The organism is Nocardia gipuzkoensis, from assembly GCF_021183645.1.
GTDB lineage: Bacteria > Actinomycetota > Actinomycetes > Mycobacteriales > Mycobacteriaceae > Nocardia > Nocardia abscessus.
In genome coordinates this window covers 6,896,539-6,918,535 of sequence record NZ_CP089225.1, presented here as the reverse complement: position 1 = coordinate 6,918,535, position 21,997 = coordinate 6,896,539, and the positions used below count along the sequence as shown (strand labels likewise).

Below are 21,997 nucleotides of genomic sequence, written 5' to 3'. Positions count from 1 at the left end.
AGGCCAGTTCAGTGAGCCCTGCTCGCTTCGACACGCTGCCCGCAGCGTTCCAGCACACCGCGTCGATCGATCCCGACGCGATCGCACTGCGCACTCCCGGCAATGCCCGCACCCTCACCTGGCGGGACTACGCACGCCAGGTTCGTGAGGTGGCCGCCGGGCTCGCCCGACTCGGCGTCCGGCGCGGTGACACCGTGGCGCTGATGCTGACCAACCGCATCGACTTCTATCCCCTCGAGGTCGGCGCGCAACACCTCGGCGCGACATCGTTCTCGGTGTACAACACGCTGCCCGCCGAGCAGCTCGCCTACGTTCTCGGCAATGCCCGTGCCCGCGTAGTGATCTGCGAACCACAATTCCTACCGCGCCTGCGGGACAGCGGAGTCGAACTCGACCACGTGATCTGCGTCGACGACGCACCGGCGGGCACACTGTCGATCGATCAGCTGATCGGTTCCGGCACAGCCGACTTCGACTTCGACGCGTCCTGGCGAGCGGTCCAGCCCGGCGACGTCGCGACTCTGATCTACACCTCGGGCACCACCGGCAACCCCAAGGGTGTGGAAACCACCCACGCCAACCTCCTGTTCCAGGTGTACGGCATCGACAGCGTGCTGCATTTCGAATTCGGTGACACCATCACCTCGTTCATGCCGACCGCCCACATCGCCGACCGGCTCACCGCCCTGTACGTCCAGGAAGTGCTGGGTACCCAGGTGACGTGTGTGTCAGACGCGAGCAAGATCGCGGCCGCGCTCACCGATCTGCGCCCGACAATCTGGGGAGCAGTGCCGAGGGTGTGGGAAAAGCTGAAGGCCGCCATAGAATTCAAGGTGGCCGGCGAGCAGGACGGGACCCGTCGCAAGGCCATGGAGTGGGCGCTGGGGGTGGCCGGCGAGCGCAGCAAGCACCAGCTGGCCGGCGAGCCGGTACCCAGCGAGCTGGCTGCCGAGTGGAAGCTGGCCGACGAGATGGTGCTGAGCGGCCTGCGCGCCGCCCTCGGATTCGATCGGCTGCGCTGGGCGCTGTCGGGTGCGGCGCCGATTCCGGCGCAGACCCTGGCGTTCTTCGCCGGACTGGGCATCCCGATCGCGGAGATCTGGGGCATGTCCGAGTTGTCGTGCATCTGCAGTGTCAGCCATCCTGACGACGCCAAGCTGGGGACCGTCGGAAAACTGCTGCCCGGCATGGAATCCCGCCGCGCGGCCGACGGCGAACTGCATGTGCGCGGTCCACTGGTCATGAAGGGTTACCGCGGCCTGCCCGAGCAAACCAGCGAGGCGATCGACGCGGACGGCTGGCTGCACACCGGTGACATCGTGGAGATCGACGCCGACGGTTACCTGAAGATCGTCGATCGCAAGAAGGAACTGATCATCAATGCCGCCGGGAAGAACATGTCACCGGCGAACATCGAGAACACCATCAAGGCCAGCACACCGCTCGTCGGGGCCATCGCGGTCATCGGCGACGCGCGCCCCTACAACACAGCGCTGATCGTCCTCGACGTCGAAATCGCCGAACCTTACGCGCGTCAACACGGACTTCCCGACGCGTCCGCGGCCACCTTGGCCGCCGATCCCACCGTCGTGCAGACGATCGCGGCCGGGGTTGCCGCGGGCAATCAGCGGCTTTCGCGCGTGGAGCAGATCAAACGGTTCCGTGTGCTCCCGGTCTTCTGGGAAGCCGGTGGTGACGAAGTCACCCTCACCATGAAGCTCAAGCGGAAAGTCATTGCCGAGAAGTACCTTTCCGATATCGCCGACCTGTACAAACAGGAGATCGCACCAGGGGTGCATGAGCCCCAGCAATTCTGACCTGCCGGTGTTGCACTGTGCCCCCGAAGGATTCGGCACGGCACAGTGTCGGCAAGGGTGACGCGCGAAGGTGCTGTGTATCGTTGCGCCAGGCGTCAACACGGCCAGTGCGGGGCCGTCGGCTCGCCCTCGTCGGACGAAGTTCGAGCACTGTCGCGAGGCGCAATCGGAACGTCCGGACCCTGCATCCATTCCCCTGGGGAACCGTCGTAGACTGCCGTCACGGAACTCGCGGGGATAGGGCTTGGGCACGATGACATCCTTCCAGGCCCGCCTCACGGCAAGCCAGATCGATGTCACCTATCCGTGCAGCAGCCCCAAGTGTTCGTTGATCACCGACCGGGCCGGATTGGACGCGGCCATCGATTACAAGCGCGACGACATCGACCTGCGATTGACCGAGCTGGCCCCGATGGCGTCGACGTGTTCCTCGACGCCATCGGCGGTCGCATCCTCGAGCACGGTCGAGGTATGTAGGATCCGCCTGCGCAACAACATATTCCGTCTCACCGACACGTTCCGGCCCCCGGCTGGGCGCGCGGAGGTCGTGAGCTCGACAAGTGGACCGCGGGTGTCCGCGTGGGTGCAATCATCGGTCGCCGTCCGATCACTGCTCCTCGCGCGGACTACTGAGCCGTCTCGAGGCGTGCGGCCGCCGAGTCCATGACTACTGCCGCCCTGTTCGTGAGATCGTCGTGGACCTCGGTTGCACGCCCTGGTCGAGCTCTCGCCGACATCTCAGTCCTGCGGCGCGGGGTTGATTGTGTCGCCGTCCCAGCTCAGATCCGATACCTCGGTGATCTCGAAGGCCTCGAAACGATCGTCGGCCACAACCGCGTCGATCAGCGTCCGTGAGCCGGCGACGATCGTGGAGTCGAAGTCGATCTCGCTGGCCACGACCCATGCGTGGTCGGCGGGCCAGAGCAGCTGGGGCGTCACTCCGGGGAAGTCGGTCGTCCATCCCAGGCCTGCCGCATGCACCCAGCGGGGGTCGGCGAGTTCGGAGAGACTGGTGTCGAACAGCATGAAGTCGCGTCCCGGCCACTGGAGGAAAGGCCCTGCCTCGACCGCCCGTCTGACCTGCGGCGCGACCGAGGCAGCCAGCTCGGCGTCGATTCGAGCTCGCTCGCGCTCGAGGTTGCGCGGATCGCCGTCGGTGGACGCGACGAACACCGCACCCGAGGATGTGTTCAGTTCGCCGAATCCATTCCACACTCCAGCCGTCACCTCTTCCGGTGTCTCGGTGGCTGCGCGAAGGTGGACAGTGAGCGCGGCCAGCAGGCTCGGGTCGAACCACCCCTCGACGGTCTGGCCGACTTCCCAGCCGTCGTCGAACGACATCGCCGCTTCGTCTTCATCGTCGGTGAGGTTGCGCCACTGCACCAGCGGATGCATCACTCTGCCGTTGCGCACGGCGACCTCGGCCCACGGCCACATCGCCTCCTCCACGATCTCGGGATTGCCCCACTCATCGGTGACCGTGTCGTCGCGGCGGGTCGCCTCGACCGGGTGCAGGATCCGCGCATAAGCCTCGAAGCCGGTACCAGCGACGCCGCCGACCCCGTGCTCACCGACGCGCGCCAGCAGCCACCCACCACGCTCGAAATCCGTTGTGAACTCCACCCAGCCAGCCTAGTGAGCCACGCCCGTCGGGCAGCTCCGCCTCTGGCGTGAGCTCCGTCGGACTGTGTAGCCGTTCGAGGATCCATCATTTCGCACCCGATCGGGGTGCGCACACCGAGGGCTGTTTGACGGCGTCGACGGTTGTGCAAGATCTCGAGGTACTCGAAGATCGTGTTCGCCGGCTCGCGCGGTGGCCGCGAGCTCACCCGCCCATGACGGGGCGGGCTTCGGCGGCGCGAAACGGTTGACGCCCCCGGTGGAGGCCGCGAACGGGACTCCGAGATACTCGACCACCCCATCGACGCGCGCACCGCGGATCACTCCACCGGAAACGCTCGTAGCCGGACCTTCGTCGGCGCCGCCTTATGCCGGTCGCGGTGCAGTCGAGAACCCCGAAGACGAAGGCCACTACAACGACCAACCACCGTAGCGGGCGCACACGCTGGGATAGCGCGACGCTGACCGGCATGAGAACACTCCTGCACACCTGAGGTCAACGCCTGACACATCGCCACGGAGGCGCCGATCCGGAAACAAGTTACTTTTGTGACAAAAGCAAGTTACAGAGCGGACGTCGAGCGCGGGAGGGATTGGACGAATTGGATCGCGGCAGCTACTCGGCGTCGGGACCACTCGTCAAAAGGGCCAGCAACCGCTGCAACGCGGGCAGCGCGGACTCGATCGCGGGTCGATCGGAGGCCGGGAGGCCGTCGAGGGCTTCGCGTAGCATCGCGGCGCTGGCACGGTCGTACCGGTCGAGCAACTGCCGCGCCCGAGCAGAGGCCATCAGTATCGCGCCGCGCCGATCGGAAGGCAGCGGCTTGCGATCGACCAGTCCCGCTTCTGCCATCGTCTTGACAAGGTTGCTGATCGTCGACGGCGCCATCCGGAGTTCGCTCGCGGCGCGGGTGGACGTCAGGCCGCCGGCGGTCACCAGTAACCGCAGTAATTCGATTTGAGGTTCCGGCAGGTCCGGCAAACCTTCGGCGGCGCGCGTGCGGTGCAGCACCGCACGTCGCAACGGCCCGAGCAGGGCACTGAGCTGAGCCTCGAAATCGGGCTCCGGCATCAATCGAGCCCGGACGGCGATGGCATCCATGACCTCATTGTGCCCTTGCATCAGACGGGCGGCCGCGATTACTTTTGCAACAAAAGTATTTGCACCGCGGGTGTTCGCCGCCCCGGCCACCCCAGGGAGCATCACGAGGCATCGAGGGCCGAGTTGGCCGGCCTGGTGGGGCACCGATTCATCTACCGCTATGACAACGGATGGCGGTACGAGATGTACGTGAAGAACCCCCACACCATCGACTACCGCCGACCGGCACCTCCGTCGCCGTGAACATCTCACCCGCGCAGCGCCTTCTGCACGGCGTCATCTTCTTCCCACGGTGGGTGCACGACCACCCTCAGCGAACAGTGCTGTTCCAAACGACTTCCTCGACCGGATGACCTCCTATCGTGACCGAGGCCCGACCTATCCGATCCATGTGGTCAGCGAACTCGCCACCATCACGTGGTATGAACATGTCGGCGAGAACGATGACACCGTCATCGCCTGCTCCCCCAGTGAATTGCCGCCCGGTTACGCGGACCGAGTCAACTGACGCCGAACGCCAAGCATCGCCGGGGCACTCGTCGCCCGATCGGCCGCACTGACGGCGCCGTCGCCGCTTGATAGGCAGCGGCACTCAGGTGAGTGGGTGGCCGCGGCGCCCGCGAGTTCTACACGCCTATCGCCTTGATTGCGCCGATCTAGGTGTACTGACCACAGAGGTTGGTGACGGCGTGTCGGGCTGACATGGCGAAGACCTCCGGGTGAAGTGCGAGCTGTCTAGGAACGCATTCACCAATCGGAGGTCTTCGTGTCCCACCGTAATGCCCCGTTGTCAGAACTGGGCCGACTGCGGCTTGCTCGTTGTGTCGTTGAGGACGGTTGGCCTTTGAGGCGAGCCGCCGAACGATTCCAGGTCTCAGCGACCACGGCGAAACGGTGGGCCGACCGCTATCGGACCGACGGCGCTGCCGGTATGGCCGATCGATCCAGCCGCCCGCACCGCAGTCCGCGACGAACCCCGGTGCGCACCGAGCGGCGCATCATCAAACTCCGCCTTCTGCGCCGGTGGGGACCGGCCCGGATCGCCTACCTGCTCGGCCTGCACCCGGCCACCGTGCATCGGGTCCTGGCCCGCTATCGGCTGGCACGGCTGCGGTGGCTCGATCGCGCCACCGGCCGGGTGATCCGCCGCTACGAACACCCTGAACCCGGCGACCTGGTGCATGTTGACATCAAGAAACTGGGCAACATTCCCGACGGCGGCGGACACCGCGCCGTGGGCCGCCGCACCGGCGGACGCAACCGCGCGCGCACACCCGGAAAAGTATTGCGCCGCAATGGAAGCAGCCATGTCGGCAACAGCTATTTGCACAATGCTGTCGATGACCACTCCCGCCTGGCCTACTCAGAGATCCTGAGCGACGAGCGCAAGGAAACCGCTGTCGCGTTCTGGCGACGCGCACGCAACTACTTCCACACCCACGGAATCACTGTCCGGCGGGTGCTCACCGACAACGGCTCCTGCTACAAATCCCAACTCTGGCGCGACACCCTCATCGAGACCGGCATCACCCACAAACGCACCCGCCCCTACCGGCCACAAACCAACGGCAAGGTCGAACGCTTCAACCGCACCCTGCTCGAGGAATGGGCCTACGCCCGCCCCTACCGCACCGAAACCGAACGCCGCAACACCTTCCCCGACTGGCTACACACCTACAATCACCACCGCGGCCACACCGCACTCGGCGGACACCCACCAGCCAGCCGCGTTCCTAACCTCTCAGGTCAGTACATCTAGGTGGTGGCGGAATGAGTCTTGCCCAGAATTCGTGGCGCACCGCGTCCCACAACCTCGTCAATTCTGGAAAAAGTTCTCGTGCTTGCACGAGATCCGGATAAGTATCGGGGCCGAAGGAGACGATCGGCGATGCGTCGTAGGCGCTATGCACCGCGAGAATCGAAATCAAATGGTCCTGAAGCAAGCGCCACGTGACGCCTAGGCCCTCTGCCTCGGTTCGACGGACGTCATTCATCTCCGGCCCCCATTCGGCTGCCGACGGTACTTCGCGGCGATGTCGAATGCTGTCAAAGCCGACCTCCTGCTCGTCACGATCTGACGAGCATCACAGATCCAGCACTGCGCGGCATGGGTGAAAACACCCACTCGATACCCATTTGCGCAGTTCGCGGACGCCTGCAGCGTCATATGCCGCCGCAACGACAACCCGGTCCGGCACCGATCTCGTTGGTGAGAAGCCGGTGGCAAGGGCTCGTGAGCGCCAACCGGGTGCGCCCGAACAGCAGGGTCAACGCGGACGCGCCGTCCAGGCGGCGACCTGCGCGCGAGAAGAGAAGCCGAGTTTGCAGAGGATGTTCTCGACGTGCCGGTCGACCGTTCGAGGCGACACCACGAGTCGCTCGGCGATCCGCCGGTTACTCAGACCCTGTGCGAGTAGCTCGGCGACCTGCCGCTCACGTGCTGTCAGCACGCCCGCTTGCACCGTCGCAGGTTGCGGGCCGCACGCACTCCGATCGAGGGCGTAGGCGATCGCCTGGCCGTGATCGAGTCCTTCGCCACGCACCCGTTCCGCATGCACCACCGCCTCAGAAAGCGCATCGCTCACGACATGCTCACACGCTGTGTGCTGGTCGGACATGTGAGGCCCGAACGTTGCGATCGAGGTACCGATTCGCCGCCACATCGCGTGGATCGCTCCTAGCAGTCGGGCCGCATGACGATGCTCGCCGCGGGCGGCCGCGGTCCAGGCCAGTAGCTCGATCATCAGCGCTGTACCGACATGGTCGTTGAATTCGCGCTGGATCTCGAGGGCGGCGTGAGCCGAAGCCATCGCCTGGTCATAGTCGCCCCGGACCAGCTGGTCGTAGCCGAGTGCCCACACCGCGTACGACTTCGTCCACTGCTCGCCGCACCGGTCTGCCAGCTCTATCGCTCGGCGAGCCGTCGCGCATGCTCTCGGATCATGCCCGTGCGTATAGGCGACCGCGAGCTGGAAGAGTGTCATCCGGACCAGCTCGTCATCCTCGGAGAAACTCTCGATCACTCGTTCGAAACCTGCCACAGCAGCGGCGAGATCTCCACGGAAGCCCGCCGCAGTGGCGCGCAGGCTACTGGCCCAGCCGAGCGCACGGCGGTCTCCGGCTTCTGCCGCGAGCACCGCGCATTCATCGAGCACCGCCTCGGCTGCGTCGAGGTCGCCCTGCAGAACCATCACCCATCCGGCTACCCACAGTGCGGAGATCCGCCCGGCATCCGAGTCCGCGGCAAGCCGTAGGGCGCGGTCGATCCAGCGTCGCCCGGAGCCGAGGAATCCATCGGCGCACCAGTGATAGCGCAGTGCCGTGACCAAGAACAGCGCCTCGCGGGAACTCGCCGGACTGTTGGTCGCCCATTCCAACGCCCCTCCGAGGTTCCCCCGGTCGGCGCGCAACAGGGCAAGGCCGGTCTCCTGGCCGGGCCCGTTCCACTGTCCGGCGATCCGCTCAGCGAACGCGAGATAGTAGTCGCGGTGCCGGTCACGCAGCGCGGAGCCCTCGCCACGCTCGGTCACCCGCTGCCATCCATACTCACGGATCGTCTCCAGCAACCGATAACGCGTCTGGTCCTCGGCCGGCACAAGCACGACGACCGATTGCGCGACGAGATGATCGATCAGGTCCAGCACCTGCGCACGCGGCAGATCATGACCTGCGCAAACGTCCTCCGCGGCATGCAGGGTGAATCCTCCGACGAACACCGAAAGTCGCGCCCACAGCAGCTGTTCGGTCGGCGAGCACAGCTCATAGCTCCAGTCGATCAGCGCACGCAGAGTTCGCTGTCGTGGCAGCGCAGCTCGCGCACCCCCCGTCAACAACGCGAACCGATCCTCGAGCCGGTCCAGAATCGCTTGCAACGGCAGTGATCGCAGCCGGGACGCGGCCAGCTCGATCGCGAGCGGGATCCCGTCCAGTCGCTCACACACCCGCACCACCGTGCCCGCATTACGCTCGGTGACCGTGAAGTCCGGACGCACCGCCCGAGCACGCTCCATGAGCAGCATCGGAGCGTCGAAACCCGCCATCGCCACGGGTGTGACGGACTCATCCGAAGCAGGCACCGACAGCGGGCTGACCGGATAGACGTGCTCGCCCGCTTCGCCGAGCAGTTCGCGGCTGGTGGTCAAGATCCGCAGCCCCGGGCAGGCACGCAGCAGGTGGTGGCACAGCAAACGGCAGCCGTCCAGCAGGTGCTCGCAGTTGTCCAGGACGAGCAGCACCTGCCGGTCGGCGAGGCGCTCCACGATCTGCTGCTCCGCTGTCCGGTGCGACAGATCCGGCATTCCGAGACTGGTCACCACCGCACGCGCCACCCGTTGCGGATCATCCACGGCAGCCAGGTCGACCAACCACGCCCCGTCCGGAAACGAGCGGCCGGACGCAGCGGCTACCTCCGTGGCCAGGCGAGTCTTCCCCACCCCACCCACTCCGGTCAGAGTGACCAATCGGGCAGTCGCCAGCAGTGCCCGGACCTCACGAATCTCCCGCTGTCGACCCACAAAACTCGTGACCGCCGACGGCAGATTACCGGCTCCGCATACGGGCCTGCGCTGCCCCATGACATGTGAATCCTAACCGGTGCGGCGAGCCCGGCGCATCCCGCGTTCGGCCCTATCGAGCGCGAACTCGCTACAGTGCAGCGCTTGTAGGCCCCGGCATCGAACACTACCGCCGAGGCGCCCTGGCATTTGCGGTTGGCGCGCTGGTCGTTCCGTTCAGGGCCCACCGCCCGGATACGCCCGCGCCGTAGCGGGCTCCGGTTCACTGCGGCCGAGTACGCCCTATCGGCGATCACCACTTTCGGGGTACATCGAGGTGCCCCGCCTTCCAGGCGCGGCACGCTCACCTACTCGGGCACCGCCGGCAGCATCGGTAAGCCGACGGAGTGAGCGGTGCTACCAGCAGGGCCAAGCGGCGGCGGTGACCGCCGGTGGCCAGTTGCGCCTTAGTGGTCAGCCCACCACGCGAGCGTTCGTGCCCTTTCGCCGACCGTTTTCCCATAGGAGATGTAGCCGCAAGCCGTCCGGGCGAGGCAGAAGGACACTCCGATCCGGTCGTCGGCTCGGAACACCTTCGGTGTGGGGGCGACCACCGATGGCGCACCAACTCGACCGGACGGACACGGCAGTCGGGCACTCACACCCACGGCCAGTACCTGTCGTCGATGAAGCACGTGTGCGTAGTGGTCGATACCGCCTCCGGACACGTTTTGTCATGCATCCTCTGCAAATTTGCAGAGAATGCGTTCATCGGAGAAGGGCGCGTACACGCCGGTACTGGTGAACCTGTCCGGGCATACGTCGGTGCGCAGCCTCGCGAAGTACGCGCGAGTGTCCGTGGCCGGGGAGGAACATGATGAGTATTGAGATATCTGTCCGGTTGTGTGAAGCGGCCTTTCATGCCCTGCGCTAGTGGAGTTGGCCCGCTGCCGACGCTGTGACCTGGGGTGTGCCGCCCTCGATGGCAGAACGAGTGCGTGACTTCACCGGTACAGATGGTCCGTTCGGCTTTCCCGTTGTGCGAAGAAGCATTTTATGTCCTCTGCAGCAGGCCAATAGCGTCGGATTCATGGAGTGGAATTTTCAGTCGGCCGAAGAACTCGCGGTTGCCTTGCGTGTCGGGGCGGTGACCTCGGTGGAACTGACCGATGAGGCGATCGCCCGTATCGAGCGCGACGATAAGGTGATCAACGCGATCTGTGTACCGGACTTCGATAATGCGCGGGCCGCCGCGCGTCGTGCCGACCAGGCGCGTGCCCGCGGTGAGGATCGGCCGTTGCTCGGTATTCCGGTGACGGTAAAGGAGTGCTACAACATCGCCGGGCTGCCTACGACCTGGGGCATGTCGGCGCAGCGGGACTATGTGCCTGCCGAGGACGCGGTACAGGTGTCGCGGCTGAAGGCCGCCGGCGCGGTGCTGCTCGGTAAGACCAATGTGCCGTTGATGCTGCGAGATATCCAGAGCTTCAACGAGATCTACGGCACCACAAACAATCCGTGGGATCACGGCCGCACGTCGGGTGGGTCGTCCGGCGGTTCGGCGGCCGCCCTGGCGGCCGGATTCGGCGCGCTGTCCATCGGCTCAGACCTCGCCGGTTCGCTGCGCACCCCCGCGCATTTCTGCGGTGTCTACGCGCACAAGCCCACACTCGGGCTGGCGCCGACCCGCGGCATGGTCGCGCCGCCCGCACCCGCCTTGCCGGTCGACCTCGACCTCGCCGTCGTCGGCCCGATGGCGCGCACCGCCCGCGACCTCACGCTGCTGCTCGACGTGATGGCCGGACCGGACCCGCTGACCCACGGCCTCGCCTACGACGTCGCGCTGCCGCCCGCGCGCCACGAGCGGCTGTCGGACTTCCGTGCCCTGATCATCGAGGACCATCCGCTCATTCCGACCGGATCGGCGGTGCGGGCGGGCGTCGACCGGGTCGCCGAGGCGCTCGTCGACGAGGGCGCCCGCGTCGAACGGCGCAGTCCGCTGCTGCCCGATCCGACCGAAGCGGCGACGCTCTACATGCTGCTGATGCTGTCGAACGCCGCCGCAAGTATTCCCGTCGACGTGTACGAACACCTGCAGACCCACGCCGCCGCCCTGAACACGGACGACCGCAGTCTCGATGCGGCGCGGCTGCGCGGCATGGTGCTCAGCCACCGCGACTGGGTCGAGGCGAACAACCGTCGCGAACTCCACCGCCACGGCTGGCGGCAACTCTTCGCACAGTTCGATGCCGTGGTGTGCCCCATCACGCCCACTACCGCGTTCCCGCACGATCACAACGGAGGTCTGGAGAACCGGCACATCGATATCGACGGCGTCGAGTACCCGTACTTCGACCAGCTCGTCTGGGCCGGTGTGGCCACCATGCCCGGCCTGCCCGCCACCGCCATCCCAGCGGGCCGGTCCCCTGAAGGTCTGCCGGTGGGAGTGCAACTCATCGGTCCGATGTTCGAGGACCGCACCACGTTGCGGCTGGCCGAACTGCTCGAGCAGAAGATCGGCGGCTTCCGGGCACCGAAGTTGGCTCCTCCTTAGTCGGTCATGCTGGAGTCAGTAGTCGTTCCCGAGTGCCCTCCCGGGCTTGCCGCTGGTCAGCGAGCATCCGGTTGTAAACGACGTTCGGGAGGCGCCGCTCGAGCGCCCGCATCGCCTCCATCGACGTCTTTCTTGCCGTCGTAGTGGAACATGGCCGACGGTCGGATGGCGGACCGGCAGGCGCCGACACCCGGCACCGGCATTACCCGTGCCGGGCGGTAAGCCTGCGCTCTCGCGCGAACACCAGCGGGAAACCCGCGGACGCTAGCCGCCCACAAATCAGCCGGACAAGATTCCGATTCAAGGTGCAGCTTCGCGGACTGCGCGGTCCTTGCAATGCGACGTTCAGCAGGTGCCGGGCTCAGGCGACTCAGTGGCACCGTCGGCTCGGCATCGGGGCCGAAATGTACTCGCCGCAGTACTAGCCGAACCGTCTCCAGGTGATATTCAGGCGCGCGAGTTCGGCCGACTCTCTGGTGGACAGCGCGGCGCGGCCGCTGGCTTTGGCCAACGCAGTCCGGCGGTCCCAACCCAGGTGGGTAATGGCGGGCTCGATCCGCAAGAAGTCGCCCACGACCGCAGCGGATTCTGGTGCAGTCCATGCCGACACACCGAGTGCGATGGCGATGTCGAGGCCGTGCAGAACCACTTCCACCACACGGGTGATCATGAACTCGCGCAACAGGATCCCGTCACCCCATCGGGTGGTGATCAGGCGATCGGCGGGTTGCTCCGATATCGCTGTGTCGGTCTGCCGCCAAGTGTCGTCGAATGCCGCGGCGATCGCGGTCGCGTTCGGATAAGTGGCGGCGTCGCGTTGAGCCATGCGCACCCGCTCGGCATTGGCAACGTCGTCGAAGATCGTCGGCCGGTAATAGTCGGCGGCGGCGATGTCCACTCGAGGAGGCGCGGGCGCGGCGAGGCCCGCCACGACACGGGAGACGGCGGAGGTGATGTGCACCGCCAATTCGGCGACATTCCATGGCGGAGTCGCAAGGGCGAATTGCGCCTCGGTCAGCTCCCCGAGCACCTCGGACAGTCGCGCGCTCTCCGCGCGGAACGCCTGCAGCACAACGTCGTCACCGGCGGTGTCGGCGTGAGGCTGTTCAGGGTTCATGATCAACATTGCTCCATCGGAGAAGATGCGCGGTGCGTAGCCCAGTGGGGCCGGGTAAGCACCAGATAGCGCACATTCCTAAGTCTTCTTCAGTCCATCCAGTGCTTTGCGGGCTTGGTTCTCGGCGATCGTCGCGAGTTCCTCCCGGTTCACCGGGGGTTCGCCCTTCGCGCGCAGGACGGCGACTTCTATTCGCACCGAGACATTGCTGTCCTGCGCGGCCACGATGTGGGTCATTCCGTTGCCGGTGTCCGTGGTCGCGGTATGCCAGTAGCCCTGGGTGCCGATTCCGGTGACCTCACCCGAGGCCCGCCCCGATCCGGTGGCGCTGGTGTCGGTCTGTTTCCAACGGTCGTAGGCGGGGGCGGCGTCGGCGCCGGTGAACTGGGCCTGCAGACCGATGCCGGCTTCGTCGACGGTGGCATCGTCGGGGACGGTCGAGGGGCTGGTGTAGCGGATGGCGCAGTACAGGTTGCCGCCGTCGAAGTTGTTCGGCGGGTATTCGCGATGTTGGGGGGCTTCCCTCGGGGTGGACGACCACCTGTGCAGCGGCGTGGGATCGACAAGATCGCAGGCGTTGGTGATGCCACCGATCGAATAGATTCCCGGCGCCGGGTTCCGGTGGGACGTCGTGGTCGGAGCCGCAGTGGACGAGGCCGAGGTTCTGGACGTGGTCGGGCCGGCGGCGGACTCACTGCCTGGGTCGCCGACGACGACACCGATCACTACACCGAGACCCAGCGCTACCGCCAGCGCGAGAACACCGGCAGCGATCAGACCCGTCCTGCCGCTGCCGGTCCGCGGTGGGTACGGTGGCCGCCCGTATCCGGGACCAGGTGGGCCGTACCCGGTAGCGGGGTGACCGGAAGTGGCCCCGGGCGGAGACATGTACGGGACGCTGCCACCGACTCGCGAATCAGAGTGTCGCACAGCAGATTCGGCGATTTCCGGCGTCGGCCGATCATCAGGTCGGTGCCGCGAATCGGTCATCCCCTCAGCCTCCCCGGTTCTGCAACGGGCACCCCGTCGATGTCGACCCGATCGTATTCGAGTCACCGTCGGTCGTCGGCGCCCTCCCCTACTGTCCGCTCGACTCGCCCGGTCGCTACTTCTCGCGCAGACCGTCCTGGATATCAATCGCCATACCGTGTGGGTCACGTCAATCCGTGGCGAGACCCTCGACGGCCTCGCGACCGGCGATGATGACGCGGTCGAGGAAATCGGCCAGTAGTCCGAGTTGGTCGGGGGTGTAGTCGGCGCACAGGTTGTCGACGGCGGTGTTCATTCCCGACAGCAGGCCGTAGACCTCGCCGAGCCGCTCGGGGCGGGAGCGGACGAGGACCGCGCGGCGGTCACCGGTGGCGCGTTCGCGCATGATCCAGCCCGCGCGTTCCAGGCGGTCCAGGATCCCGGTGAGCGTCGCGGGGTGGATACCGGCCTGTTTCGCCAAGGCGCTGGGGCTCAGCGGGCCATTGCTGTTGATCAGGTCCAGGCAGTCGAAGTCGATGTCCTTGAGGTCGAGCTGGGTGCCGACCTGCCGGTTGAGCAGCGCCAATTGGCTGCGCACATCGCGTAGCGAGCCCTTGACGCGGGCGGTCAGCCGTCGTCGGTGACGAGCATCACCCATGTTTTCTACGAAATCCATATCATCTCCAAACCAAATTAAATAATATGACTTTCATATCTTACGACATTCGGTAGGGCCGTATCGGCGACCCACCGGGGAAGAGAAGGTCAACCATGTTCGTCATCATCGGAGCCACCGGAACGATCGGCCGGGAAGTCGTCACGCAGCTACGGGCGACCGGCGCGGCCGTCACCGCCGTGACCCGGGACCCCGGACAGGCACGGATGCCGAGGGGAACAGTTGTGGTGGGGGCCGATCCCTCAGTGCCGAGCATTCCCCCCGAAACCTGGGACGACGTCGAGGGGGTGTTGCTGAGCTCGCGTGCCGTCATCGCCTCGGCACCGGAAATCCTCTCCGCCGCAGCCGATCACGGAGCGCGCCGGGTAGTCGTGATCTCCGCGTCGACGATCGAGTACCCCGCCGGGGAGCCGCGGTTCATGGCCGGATTCCGGGCATTGGAGGCTGCGGCCGAAGCATCGGGGCTGGCGTGGACATCGTTGCGCTGCGCGGATTTCGACGCCAACACCTTGGCCTGGGTACCGCAACTGCGCGCCGGCGACGTGGTACGCGGCGCGTACGGCAAGGCCGCCACCTCGCCTATCCACGAGCGCGATATCGCCGCCGTCGCGGTCCGCGCGCTGACCGAGGACGGCCACGGGGGCCGCCACTACCTGCTGACCGGCCCCGAATCGCTGACCCAGTACGACAAGGTTCGCCTCCTGGGCGAACTCACCGGCCGCGACCTGTCGTTCCTCGAACTCACCGCCGACCAGGTGCGCGCCGGAATGAGGGCACAGGGACTGCCCGACGAGGTCGCGGCCCGGCTGCTCGGCTCACTGTCCGATTACGCCCGCGTCCCAGGGCCCACCACCGGCGCCGTCGCCGAGCTACTCGGCCGCCCCGCCCTCGATTTCGCCACCTGGGCCGCCGAACACGCCGCCGCCTTCACCCGCTGAAAGGGTCGATCATGTCCATCGACTTCACCATCATGTACGCCACCCACGACGCCTTCCGCCGCGACCTGACCCGCCTGTCCACCGCCGCCGCGGCCGGCCGCGCCGACGCCCCCGGCGTCCACGCCGGCTGGGCGAACTTCACCCGCCAACTCCACGTCCATCACACCGTCGAAGACGCCGCCCTCTGGCCCCCGGTGCTGGCGCGCCTGACCGACCGCCCCACCGACACCGCCCTCATGGCCGACGTGGAAGCCGAACACGCCTCCCTCGACCCCGCCCTGCACGCCGTCGACAAGGCGCTGCGCACCCACTCCGCAGACCTCGCCGAACACGTCCACACTCTGACGCGCATCCTCACCGACCACATGGCCCACGAGGAAACCGCCGCCCTCCCCCTCATCGACGACGTCCTGACGCCCAGGGACTGGAACGCATTTCGCGGCGCGATGGCCCGAAAACAAGGCCCCTCCGGCGCGGCGGCCTACGTCCCTTGGGTCCTCGACTCGACTACACCCGAACAGCGCCAACACTTCCTGGCCGCCATGCCCGGCCCGGTCGCGGCGATCAACACGCTGTTCTGGGAACGCCGATACCGCCGGCGGGAGTTGTGGAAGCACTGACCGAGACCTGATGCCCGCACAACCTGATGTGGGTGAATCCGGTGGTTCACCACAAGCTCAGGAGGGTTTCGGATTCCCTATGGGCCGGTTCGGCGAGGTTGCGGACGAAGTAGAGGCCGGTGATGCGGTCTCCGTCGATACCGATCGCCAGGACGCCGTCGAGTTCACCGTCGACATGAATCGCCAACGCCGCGGTGCCGTTGACGGTGACGGGTTCGCCGGTGAGCGATGCCGCACTCGTACCGAGCCCGCCGACGATGAAGCGGGCTACCTTGTCGGCGCCGGTGACCGGCCGTATCGCGGCCCGTTCGACGCCGCCACCGTCACAGACGAGGACGACGTTGGGAGCGAGGACCTCGAGCAGGACCTGCGGCTCTCCGGTTTCGAGTGCACGCCGCAACGATTCCGCCGCCTCACGGGCCCGGTCCGCGGAGACCACCCGATGCGGGCGGCGGACGGTGACATGGCGGCGGGCGCGATACGCGATCTGACGGGCCACGGCAGTGGTGGCGCCGACCGCGTCGGCGATCTCGTCGTAACCGAGGTCGAACGCCTCACGCAGGACGTACACAGCGCGCTCGGTCGGCGAGAGTGTCTCGAGGACCAGCAGCAATGCCCTCGACATGCGCTCGGCGAGTTCGACATGGTGGGCGTTGTCCGCAGTGGTCGGCAGCGGCTCGGGCAGCCACGGGCCGGCGGAGGATTCCCCGCGGCGTTTCATCGACCACAGCCGGTGCAGGGACCGGCGGGTGAGGGTCCGAATCAGGTAGGCGAGCGGGTCGCTGACCTGGCCGGAGTTGATGTTGCGCCAGCACAGCCAGGTTTCCTGCAGGACGTTTTCGGCAGCGGCGGTGGATCCGAGCATTTCGTAGGCGACGGTGAAGAGCAGGTTACGGTGCGCGAGAAACGTTTCGGTCGACTCGATGACGGCGGGGTCACCACCGTTGCGGTCCGCGACCTGCCGCCCACCGGCGTCGGGGGTGGTGTTCATGTAGTCCTCTCCGGTTGTCGTCAGGTCCGGCACCCGGCCACCCTGTGTGGCGTCCGCGTCCACAGGAATCGCCGCACAGGGTGGCCGAGTCACCACCGCCGGGGAGATGACGGCTTTCGGTGCCCTACCCGACCGATACAGTCGTGTTCTCGCGCTGGGCCAGCAGCGCCGGCCGGTGCTTGCCGTCTTTCAACCAGCGGTGTGAGCCGGGCTTGCGTGCCTCGGTCGCCAGGTGCTTGATGCTTGCTTCGCAGGCGATTTCCTTCAGCTTCTTGCCCATGGACCCGCTGAAGTAGAGCCGCATGCCGGTCTCGTTCTTATGACCGAGCTGGTAGATCCCGGCTTCCCGGCCGAAGCTGAGGCACATGGCGATGAACGACAGGTCGATCGCCGAGGGCTGCTCACCCGAGATCCGGTGCAGCAAGGTGTCGGCGGCGTGCGCGCCCAGGCAATAGGCGACGTAGGCGCTCATCCGGAACGGCAGATTCGACGGTGCCGAGGAGTCGCCCGCCGCGACAATGCGTTCGTCGTCGACGCTGGTCAGGGTCTCGTCGGTGAGCAGACGCCCGGCGGCATCGGTGCGCAGCCCGCTACGTTCGGCCAGATCGGGCACCCCGAAGCCCGCCGTCCAGATCGTCACGTCACTCGTCAGCGTCCGGCCATCGCCGAGCTGCACGGCCTCCCGGGTCACCGCGGTGACGGCCGCCTCGGAGCCCTCGATGACGGTCACTCCCAGCTTGGCGAGGTACTTGTGGGCTGTGCGCCGTGCCTTGGGATGCAGGTACGGAACGAGGACGTCACCGCAGACCAAGGTGACCACGCGCCCTTGCTCGGCCAGCTCGGCGGCGGTCTCGACTCCGGTCGGGCCGCCCCCGATCACCGTCACCGCGGCCGTCATGGGCGTGTCGAGGAGTACCGACCGCAACCGCTGTGCCGCCTCCAAAGTCGCTACCGGGTGAGCGAACTCGGGCGCACCGGGCACCCGCGGCGTAGGGGTGCCGCTGCCCACCGCGTAGATCAGGTAGTCGTAGCCGATCGTGCCGCCGTCGGTCAGTATCACCGTGCGTTCGGCCGCGTCGATCCGCTGCACGCTGTCGACCACCAGCTCCACACCCTCGGCCAGGATGTCCTGGTACTCGACGACCGCCTCGTGGGTTTCGCCCACCAACTGGTGCAGCCGCAGCCGCGGGACGAAGACCGGGCGGGGGTTGATCACGGTCACCCTGACGTCGTCGCGCTGCGTCAGGCGATTGGCGGCCATCACGCCGGCGTATCCGCCACCGACTACGACGACTTCGTACTTGTTCATGTTGTCTTTCCTTCGTTGTGTGAGGATTTCGGGCACAGGACACCGTGTGCCCCGTCCCTGTGACTGCCGGTGAGGCGGGGTCGAGGACTTTCGATTTCAGTAGCGGGTGGCCAGCGGCGCACCGGGCAATGGTGTCGAGTCGAGGTAGCGGACCTCGTATACGCGTTCGCTGAGCCTCCACCCGTCCGGGGTTCGCTGGTAGCGGTCGTGGTAGAGCGCGTAGTTGCGGTGCGAGCAACCGTCGAGCATGCGGCCGAACTCCTCGATGTAGACACGACCGACAGCGGTGTCACCGTCGAGCCGGAGGAAGCCGGGGTGGACGTTCTGGACGAAGAACTCCCACAGTCCTTGCCCCCACTCGATCCCCGTGCGGATCTCGTGCCGCCCGACGAACTCCTTGTCGATGTGCGGCCACCGCAACACCGCCTCGGGTGTGAACAGAGATGCGACACGGTCGAAGTCACGCATCATCACCGCGTCGGTGACCTCGCCACACAGGGCGGTGATCTCGACCCGGTCCGCGATCACCAGCGGGTTGCTCATCGGGTGGCCTCTCTGTCGGTCTGTCCACCGGGGCTTGTGCCGCGGTGACAAACTCAGCTTCGCGGCAGACCGACCACCGATCAACGTAAGCTTCGTGGACTGATTGATAACTCTGGAGTTATTCGTGGAGCTGCGCGATATCGAGATCTTCCTGACGCTGGCCGAGGAATTGCACTTCGGCCGCACCGCCGAACGCCTGCACGTGTCCCAGGCCCGCGTCAGCCAGGCCATCCGCACACAAGAACGACGCATCGGCACGGCACTGTTCGAACGCACCAGTCGCCGCGTGCAGCTGACACCGGTCGGCCGGCGCCTGCGCGAAGACCTGCAGCAAGTCCACGACCTGCTCCAAGCCGCACTCGCCCGCGCCGAAGGCGCCGGGCTCAGCGCAGGCCAGACCCTCAAGATCGGAGTGTTCGGGCACGCCGGCCACGAACTGCGGCCCCTGTTCGAGACGTTCCGCACCCGCTATCCGGGTAGCGGCGTCACGTTCGGCGAGGTCAACGGCGCCGACCCGTTCAACGCGCTCCGCAGCGGGGAACACGATGTGAACGTGCTGTGGCTACCCGTCCTCGAACCCGACCTCACCGTCGGCCCCACCGTGCTCACCGGCCGCCGCTTACTGGCGGTCGCCACCGACCATCCACTGGCCCAACGCGGCTTCGCGTCCCTGGAAGATCTCGCCGACAACCGTGTTGTCGACTTCGGTCCCGATGCCCCCGACTACTGGGTTGCGTCCATGGTCCCCACTCATACACCGCAGGGCCGTCGCATCCCACGCGGGCCGATCGCGCGGACCTTCCACGAGATACTTTCCCTGGTCGCGTCCGGCCAGTGCGTCCACCCGCTGGGCGAGCTCGCGGCCCGCTACAACAACCCCCCAGGCATCGCTTTCCTGCCCATGCCCGACGCCCCCGAACTGCAATGGGCCCTGATTTGGCGCTCCACCGCCGACAGCGCCGCGATCCGCGCCCTGGCCCGTACCGCCGCCGACTTCGGCCCAATCCAACTGTGAACCAACGGCTCACCGCACAGCGCGTCGGCGCGATGCCGTCAGTCGCCAGACACCGAGAGCCAGTGCCACCATCGCTGTGATTTCCGCGGCCGCCGGTCCATATGTTCGCAATGCGGCGATCCGCTCGCGTGCCGCCTGCGATTGGCTGCTCATTTCGTCGATGGTCTGTTCATCGAAGCGCAGGTTGCCGTCGAAGACGGTGACAGGTGCGGGATCCGCTATGGCGGTGGCCCCCTGACCACGCGCCACGCGATCAGGGTGGTGGTCGAGTCGGCGAATGCCGCGGCGGCCGAACCTGCGGCGAACACGATGGTGCCCGCGACGAGTACGTTCCGGCGGCCGTACTTGCCACCGAGCTCGCCGAGCGGTAGTACCAGGGCAGCCAGTGCCACGGTGTAGGCGTCGGCGATCCACGTGAGCGAGGTGGTGGCACCGCACATCGACACCGAGAACTGCGTTCCGGTCTACCGAGTCTGTGGCGGTTCGGGGCTCGTTCAGGGAATTCGTGCCGCTGGATCCAACAGCCGAGGCTGACGATCAACATTTGGGCGACCCAGACCGCTCGGTCCGATGATCATCGGGGATTACGGTGAGTATCGGGGTACACGCGGAGCAGGCTACGGCGGCGGAGTCGACGACGAACACCATCCGCCTCCGTCCGAGTAACAGTTGCCACCTACCGGAACGGATGCGCACATGCAGATTCAGATCAACACCGACAGCAACATCGACAGCGGCGAAAAGCTGATCCGGCACGTCGAGGGAGAGATCGCGTCGACGCTCGAGCGCTTCAGCGACCAGATCACCAGCGTGGAAGCCCACCTCAGTGACCAGAACGCGGGCAAAGGCGGACCTGACGACAAGCGATGCGTGCTGCAGGCTCGTCCAACCGGTCAGCAGCCGGTCGCGGTGACCCACAACGCCGCGACGATCGATGACGCCTGCCGGGGCGCGGCCGAGAGCATGGCGCATCTGCTTGCCAGCCGGTTCGGCCGGCTGCACGAGACAAAGGGTGGCGACTCCATCAGGCACCCGCACAAGAACCTCCCGCACACGAACTGAGTCAGCAGCCCCGGGCTGTTCGGTGCTCGGGGTGGCCCATCGATCTATTGACTCGGTTCAGGAATCTGGGCGCACGTGACCGTAGGACGTCAGACCGGTGTGACCGGCGCGAAGGGCCGGATCGCGGCGGTGCCGGGTCCCACCACCGCCGCCGACGATTCCGGCACTTCGTTCCACGCGCCCTCGAGGTCGCGCAGGGGCTCGGACACCACGAAGCGGGTTTCGCCGCCCAGTTCGCGTAGGACCTCGATTTCGGGGTGCAGTGCGCGCAGCTGGGAGAGCTCGGTGGAGAAGAACAATGACCGCGTTTGCCGCTCGCTGGAATACCGGAAAACCCAGAGAAATTCGCCGTCGGTGGTTGCGACGGTCATCTGAACCGGATGCTCGACCCCGTTCGCGCGTCCGACGTCTTCGACGAAGCCGACCGCGCGGGCGACACCCTCGAAGGGGTCATCGACGAGACCGAACGTCAGCGCAAGGTAGAACAAGGCTTCCGTGTCCGTAGAACCCTCGATGTCGGAGAAGAGTACCGGGTCGACGGCCATCAACAGGTCGCGCCTGATCTCACGGAAGCCGCGGAGGACGCCGTTGTGCACCCACAACCATTTCCCGTGCCGAAACGGATGACAATTGCTGCGTTGCACCGCGGTCCCGGTCGAGGATCGCACGTGGGAGAGCAACATCGGTGTTCGTACCTGACCGGCGATCTCCCGTAGGTTGCTGTCGTTCCAGGCCGGTTCGATGCCCTTATAGACCGCCGGTTCAGCGCCCTCGCCGTACCAGCCGACACCGAAGCCGTCACCATTGGTGGTGGTCTCTCCCAGACGCGAGTGCAGACTCTGATCGATCAGGGAATGTTCAGGGCGGAACAACAGATCCTCGACAAGAATCGGCTCACCCGAATACGCCATCCACCGGCACATACAACAATTCAAACAGCATCGACACTATCCGCGCTAGACCTCGCTCGCCGAGAAACCGTATCCGCTCGGTCACGAGTATGAAGATTGCCGGGAATCACTAGTTCTGGCTGAAGTGGCCTGCGCGTTGAATTCTGCCTCGGTCAGAACGCCCTGAGGCTCGGGCTCGCCGAGTTGGGTGCCCACGTGGCGAGGTCGAACTGGTCGATGCACTTCGGGCCCATAACGAAATCATCGTCCTCGGACAACGC

At 66.3% G+C, this 21,997-nt stretch carries 20 protein-coding genes and 1 pseudogene; 9 read left to right on the top strand and 12 right to left on the bottom strand.

The window, feature by feature from the left end:
• Positions 1-11 precede the first annotated feature (11 nt).
• Positions 12-1,817: a fatty acid--CoA ligase FadD11 gene (fadD11, locus tag LTT66_RS31585; protein ID WP_233062179.1), complete on the top strand. Its 1,806-nt coding sequence runs from the start codon at positions 12-14 to the stop codon at positions 1,815-1,817.
• Positions 1,818-2,555: 738 nt separating this feature from the next.
• Here fadD11 and LTT66_RS31580 read toward each other — a convergent pair.
• From LTT66_RS31580 to LTT66_RS31575, 3 genes are all read right to left on the bottom strand, one after another.
• Positions 2,556-3,440 (bottom strand): hypothetical protein, encoded by an 885-nt coding sequence (locus LTT66_RS31580; RefSeq protein WP_233062178.1) that lies wholly within the window; start codon positions 3,438-3,440, stop codon positions 2,556-2,558.
• Between the two features lie 9 nt (positions 3,441-3,449).
• Complete coding sequence (locus LTT66_RS37540; protein WP_408638696.1) at positions 3,450-3,734, bottom strand: hypothetical protein; 285 nt, start codon at positions 3,732-3,734, stop codon at positions 3,450-3,452.
• Between the two features lie 319 nt (positions 3,735-4,053).
• A complete protein-coding gene (locus tag LTT66_RS31575; protein ID WP_233062177.1) occupies positions 4,054-4,629 on the bottom strand; it encodes a MarR family winged helix-turn-helix transcriptional regulator in 576 nt (191 codons plus the stop codon).
• Between the two features lie 33 nt (positions 4,630-4,662).
• Here LTT66_RS31575 and LTT66_RS31570 point away from each other — a divergent pair.
• Positions 4,663-5,047, top strand: a pseudogene (locus LTT66_RS31570) (phenolic acid decarboxylase).
• A 258-nt stretch (positions 5,048-5,305) separates the two neighbouring features.
• On the top strand, positions 5,306-6,298 hold the full coding sequence (locus tag LTT66_RS31565; RefSeq protein WP_233062176.1) for an IS481 family transposase: 993 nt from the start codon (positions 5,306-5,308) through the stop codon (positions 6,296-6,298).
• A gap of 508 nt (positions 6,299-6,806) precedes the next feature.
• Here LTT66_RS31565 and LTT66_RS31560 read toward each other — a convergent pair.
• Entirely contained in the window at positions 6,807-8,972 is a 2,166-nt protein-coding gene (locus tag LTT66_RS31560) for an ATP-binding protein (RefSeq protein WP_233062175.1), read from the bottom strand.
• 822 nt (positions 8,973-9,794) lie between these two features.
• On the opposite strand from LTT66_RS31560, the gene LTT66_RS37160 reads away from it, so the two are divergent.
• Both LTT66_RS37160 and LTT66_RS31555 read left to right on the top strand, forming a co-directional pair.
• A complete protein-coding gene (locus tag LTT66_RS37160) occupies positions 9,795-9,920 on the top strand; it encodes a hypothetical protein (protein ID WP_269821983.1) in 126 nt (41 codons plus the stop codon).
• 106 nt (positions 9,921-10,026) lie between these two features.
• Positions 10,027-11,586 (top strand): amidase, encoded by a 1,560-nt coding sequence (locus LTT66_RS31555; RefSeq protein ID WP_233062174.1) that lies wholly within the window; start codon positions 10,027-10,029, stop codon positions 11,584-11,586.
• A 421-nt stretch (positions 11,587-12,007) separates the two neighbouring features.
• Here LTT66_RS31555 and LTT66_RS31550 read toward each other — a convergent pair whose 3' ends face one another.
• The 3 genes from LTT66_RS31550 to LTT66_RS31540 form a co-directional block, all read right to left on the bottom strand.
• Positions 12,008-12,703, bottom strand: coding sequence for a maleylpyruvate isomerase N-terminal domain-containing protein (locus LTT66_RS31550; protein WP_233062173.1), 696 nt, complete (start codon positions 12,701-12,703; stop codon positions 12,008-12,010).
• Between the two features lie 78 nt (positions 12,704-12,781).
• Positions 12,782-13,591 (bottom strand): hypothetical protein, encoded by an 810-nt coding sequence (locus LTT66_RS31545; RefSeq protein WP_233069541.1) that lies wholly within the window; start codon positions 13,589-13,591, stop codon positions 12,782-12,784.
• 271 nt (positions 13,592-13,862) lie between these two features.
• Positions 13,863-14,348: a MarR family transcriptional regulator gene (locus LTT66_RS31540; protein WP_233062172.1), complete on the bottom strand. Its 486-nt coding sequence runs from the start codon at positions 14,346-14,348 to the stop codon at positions 13,863-13,865.
• Between the two features lie 95 nt (positions 14,349-14,443).
• On the opposite strand from LTT66_RS31540, the gene LTT66_RS31535 reads away from it, so the two are divergent.
• Both LTT66_RS31535 and LTT66_RS31530 read left to right on the top strand, forming a co-directional pair.
• Positions 14,444-15,286 (top strand): NAD(P)H-binding protein, encoded by an 843-nt coding sequence (locus LTT66_RS31535; protein ID WP_233062171.1) that lies wholly within the window; start codon positions 14,444-14,446, stop codon positions 15,284-15,286.
• Positions 15,287-15,297: 11 nt separating this feature from the next.
• Positions 15,298-15,906 (top strand): hemerythrin domain-containing protein, encoded by a 609-nt coding sequence (locus tag LTT66_RS31530; RefSeq protein ID WP_233062170.1) that lies wholly within the window; start codon positions 15,298-15,300, stop codon positions 15,904-15,906.
• A gap of 46 nt (positions 15,907-15,952) precedes the next feature.
• On the opposite strand, the gene LTT66_RS31525 is transcribed toward LTT66_RS31530, so the two are convergent.
• The 3 genes from LTT66_RS31525 to LTT66_RS31515 form a co-directional block, all read right to left on the bottom strand.
• A complete protein-coding gene (locus tag LTT66_RS31525; protein WP_233069461.1) occupies positions 15,953-16,897 on the bottom strand; it encodes a sigma factor-like helix-turn-helix DNA-binding protein in 945 nt (314 codons plus the stop codon).
• Positions 16,898-17,021: 124 nt separating this feature from the next.
• Positions 17,022-18,206 carry an NAD(P)/FAD-dependent oxidoreductase gene (locus LTT66_RS31520; RefSeq protein ID WP_233062169.1) on the bottom strand — a complete coding sequence of 395 codons (1,185 nt, stop codon included), beginning with the start codon at positions 18,204-18,206 and terminating at the stop codon, positions 17,022-17,024.
• Between the two features lie 96 nt (positions 18,207-18,302).
• Entirely contained in the window at positions 18,303-18,749 is a 447-nt protein-coding gene (locus LTT66_RS31515; RefSeq protein WP_233062168.1) for a nuclear transport factor 2 family protein, read from the bottom strand.
• Between the two features lie 124 nt (positions 18,750-18,873).
• Here LTT66_RS31515 and LTT66_RS31510 point away from each other — a divergent pair, with 124 nt between their 5' ends.
• Entirely contained in the window at positions 18,874-19,764 is an 891-nt protein-coding gene (locus LTT66_RS31510) for a LysR family transcriptional regulator (RefSeq protein WP_233062167.1), read from the top strand.
• 218 nt (positions 19,765-19,982) lie between these two features.
• Here LTT66_RS31510 and LTT66_RS31505 read toward each other — a convergent pair whose 3' ends face one another.
• Positions 19,983-20,204: an MFS transporter gene (locus LTT66_RS31505; RefSeq protein ID WP_233069460.1), complete on the bottom strand. Its 222-nt coding sequence runs from the start codon at positions 20,202-20,204 to the stop codon at positions 19,983-19,985.
• A gap of 256 nt (positions 20,205-20,460) precedes the next feature.
• Between LTT66_RS31505 and LTT66_RS31500 the strand changes: the two genes are divergently transcribed.
• On the top strand, positions 20,461-20,826 hold the full coding sequence (locus tag LTT66_RS31500; protein ID WP_233062166.1) for an HPF/RaiA family ribosome-associated protein: 366 nt from the start codon (positions 20,461-20,463) through the stop codon (positions 20,824-20,826).
• A gap of 89 nt (positions 20,827-20,915) precedes the next feature.
• On the opposite strand, the gene LTT66_RS31495 is transcribed toward LTT66_RS31500, so the two are convergent.
• Positions 20,916-21,737, bottom strand: coding sequence for a class II glutamine amidotransferase (locus LTT66_RS31495; RefSeq protein ID WP_233062165.1), 822 nt, complete (start codon positions 21,735-21,737; stop codon positions 20,916-20,918).
• Positions 21,738-21,997 lie beyond the last annotated feature (260 nt).

Excerpts from the sequence above, each read along its gene's own strand:
- LTT66_RS31550 (WP_233062173.1), bottom strand. The coding sequence starts at position 12,703 with ATGAACCCTGAACAGCCTCACGCCGACACCGCCGGTGACGACGTTGTG.
- LTT66_RS31515 (WP_233062168.1), bottom strand. The coding sequence starts at position 18,749 with ATGAGCAACCCGCTGGTGATCGCGGACCGGGTCGAGATCACCGCCCTG.
- LTT66_RS31500 (WP_233062166.1), top strand. The coding sequence starts at position 20,461 with ATGCAGATTCAGATCAACACCGACAGCAACATCGACAGCGGCGAAAAG.
- LTT66_RS31520 (WP_233062169.1), bottom strand. The coding sequence starts at position 18,206 with ATGAACAAGTACGAAGTCGTCGTAGTCGGTGGCGGATACGCCGGCGTG.
- LTT66_RS31495 (WP_233062165.1), bottom strand. The coding sequence starts at position 21,737 with ATGGCGTATTCGGGTGAGCCGATTCTTGTCGAGGATCTGTTGTTCCGC.
- LTT66_RS37160 (WP_269821983.1), top strand. The coding sequence starts at position 9,795 with ATGCGTTCATCGGAGAAGGGCGCGTACACGCCGGTACTGGTGAACCTG.
- LTT66_RS31540 (WP_233062172.1), bottom strand. The coding sequence starts at position 14,348 with ATGGATTTCGTAGAAAACATGGGTGATGCTCGTCACCGACGACGGCTG.
- LTT66_RS31545 (WP_233069541.1), bottom strand. The coding sequence starts at position 13,591 with ATGTCTCCGCCCGGGGCCACTTCCGGTCACCCCGCTACCGGGTACGGC.
- LTT66_RS31505 (WP_233069460.1), bottom strand. The coding sequence starts at position 20,204 with ATGTGCGGTGCCACCACCTCGCTCACGTGGATCGCCGACGCCTACACC.
- LTT66_RS31530 (WP_233062170.1), top strand. The coding sequence starts at position 15,298 with ATGTCCATCGACTTCACCATCATGTACGCCACCCACGACGCCTTCCGC.
- LTT66_RS31525 (WP_233069461.1), bottom strand. The coding sequence starts at position 16,897 with ATGAACACCACCCCCGACGCCGGTGGGCGGCAGGTCGCGGACCGCAAC.
- LTT66_RS31535 (WP_233062171.1), top strand. The coding sequence starts at position 14,444 with ATGTTCGTCATCATCGGAGCCACCGGAACGATCGGCCGGGAAGTCGTC.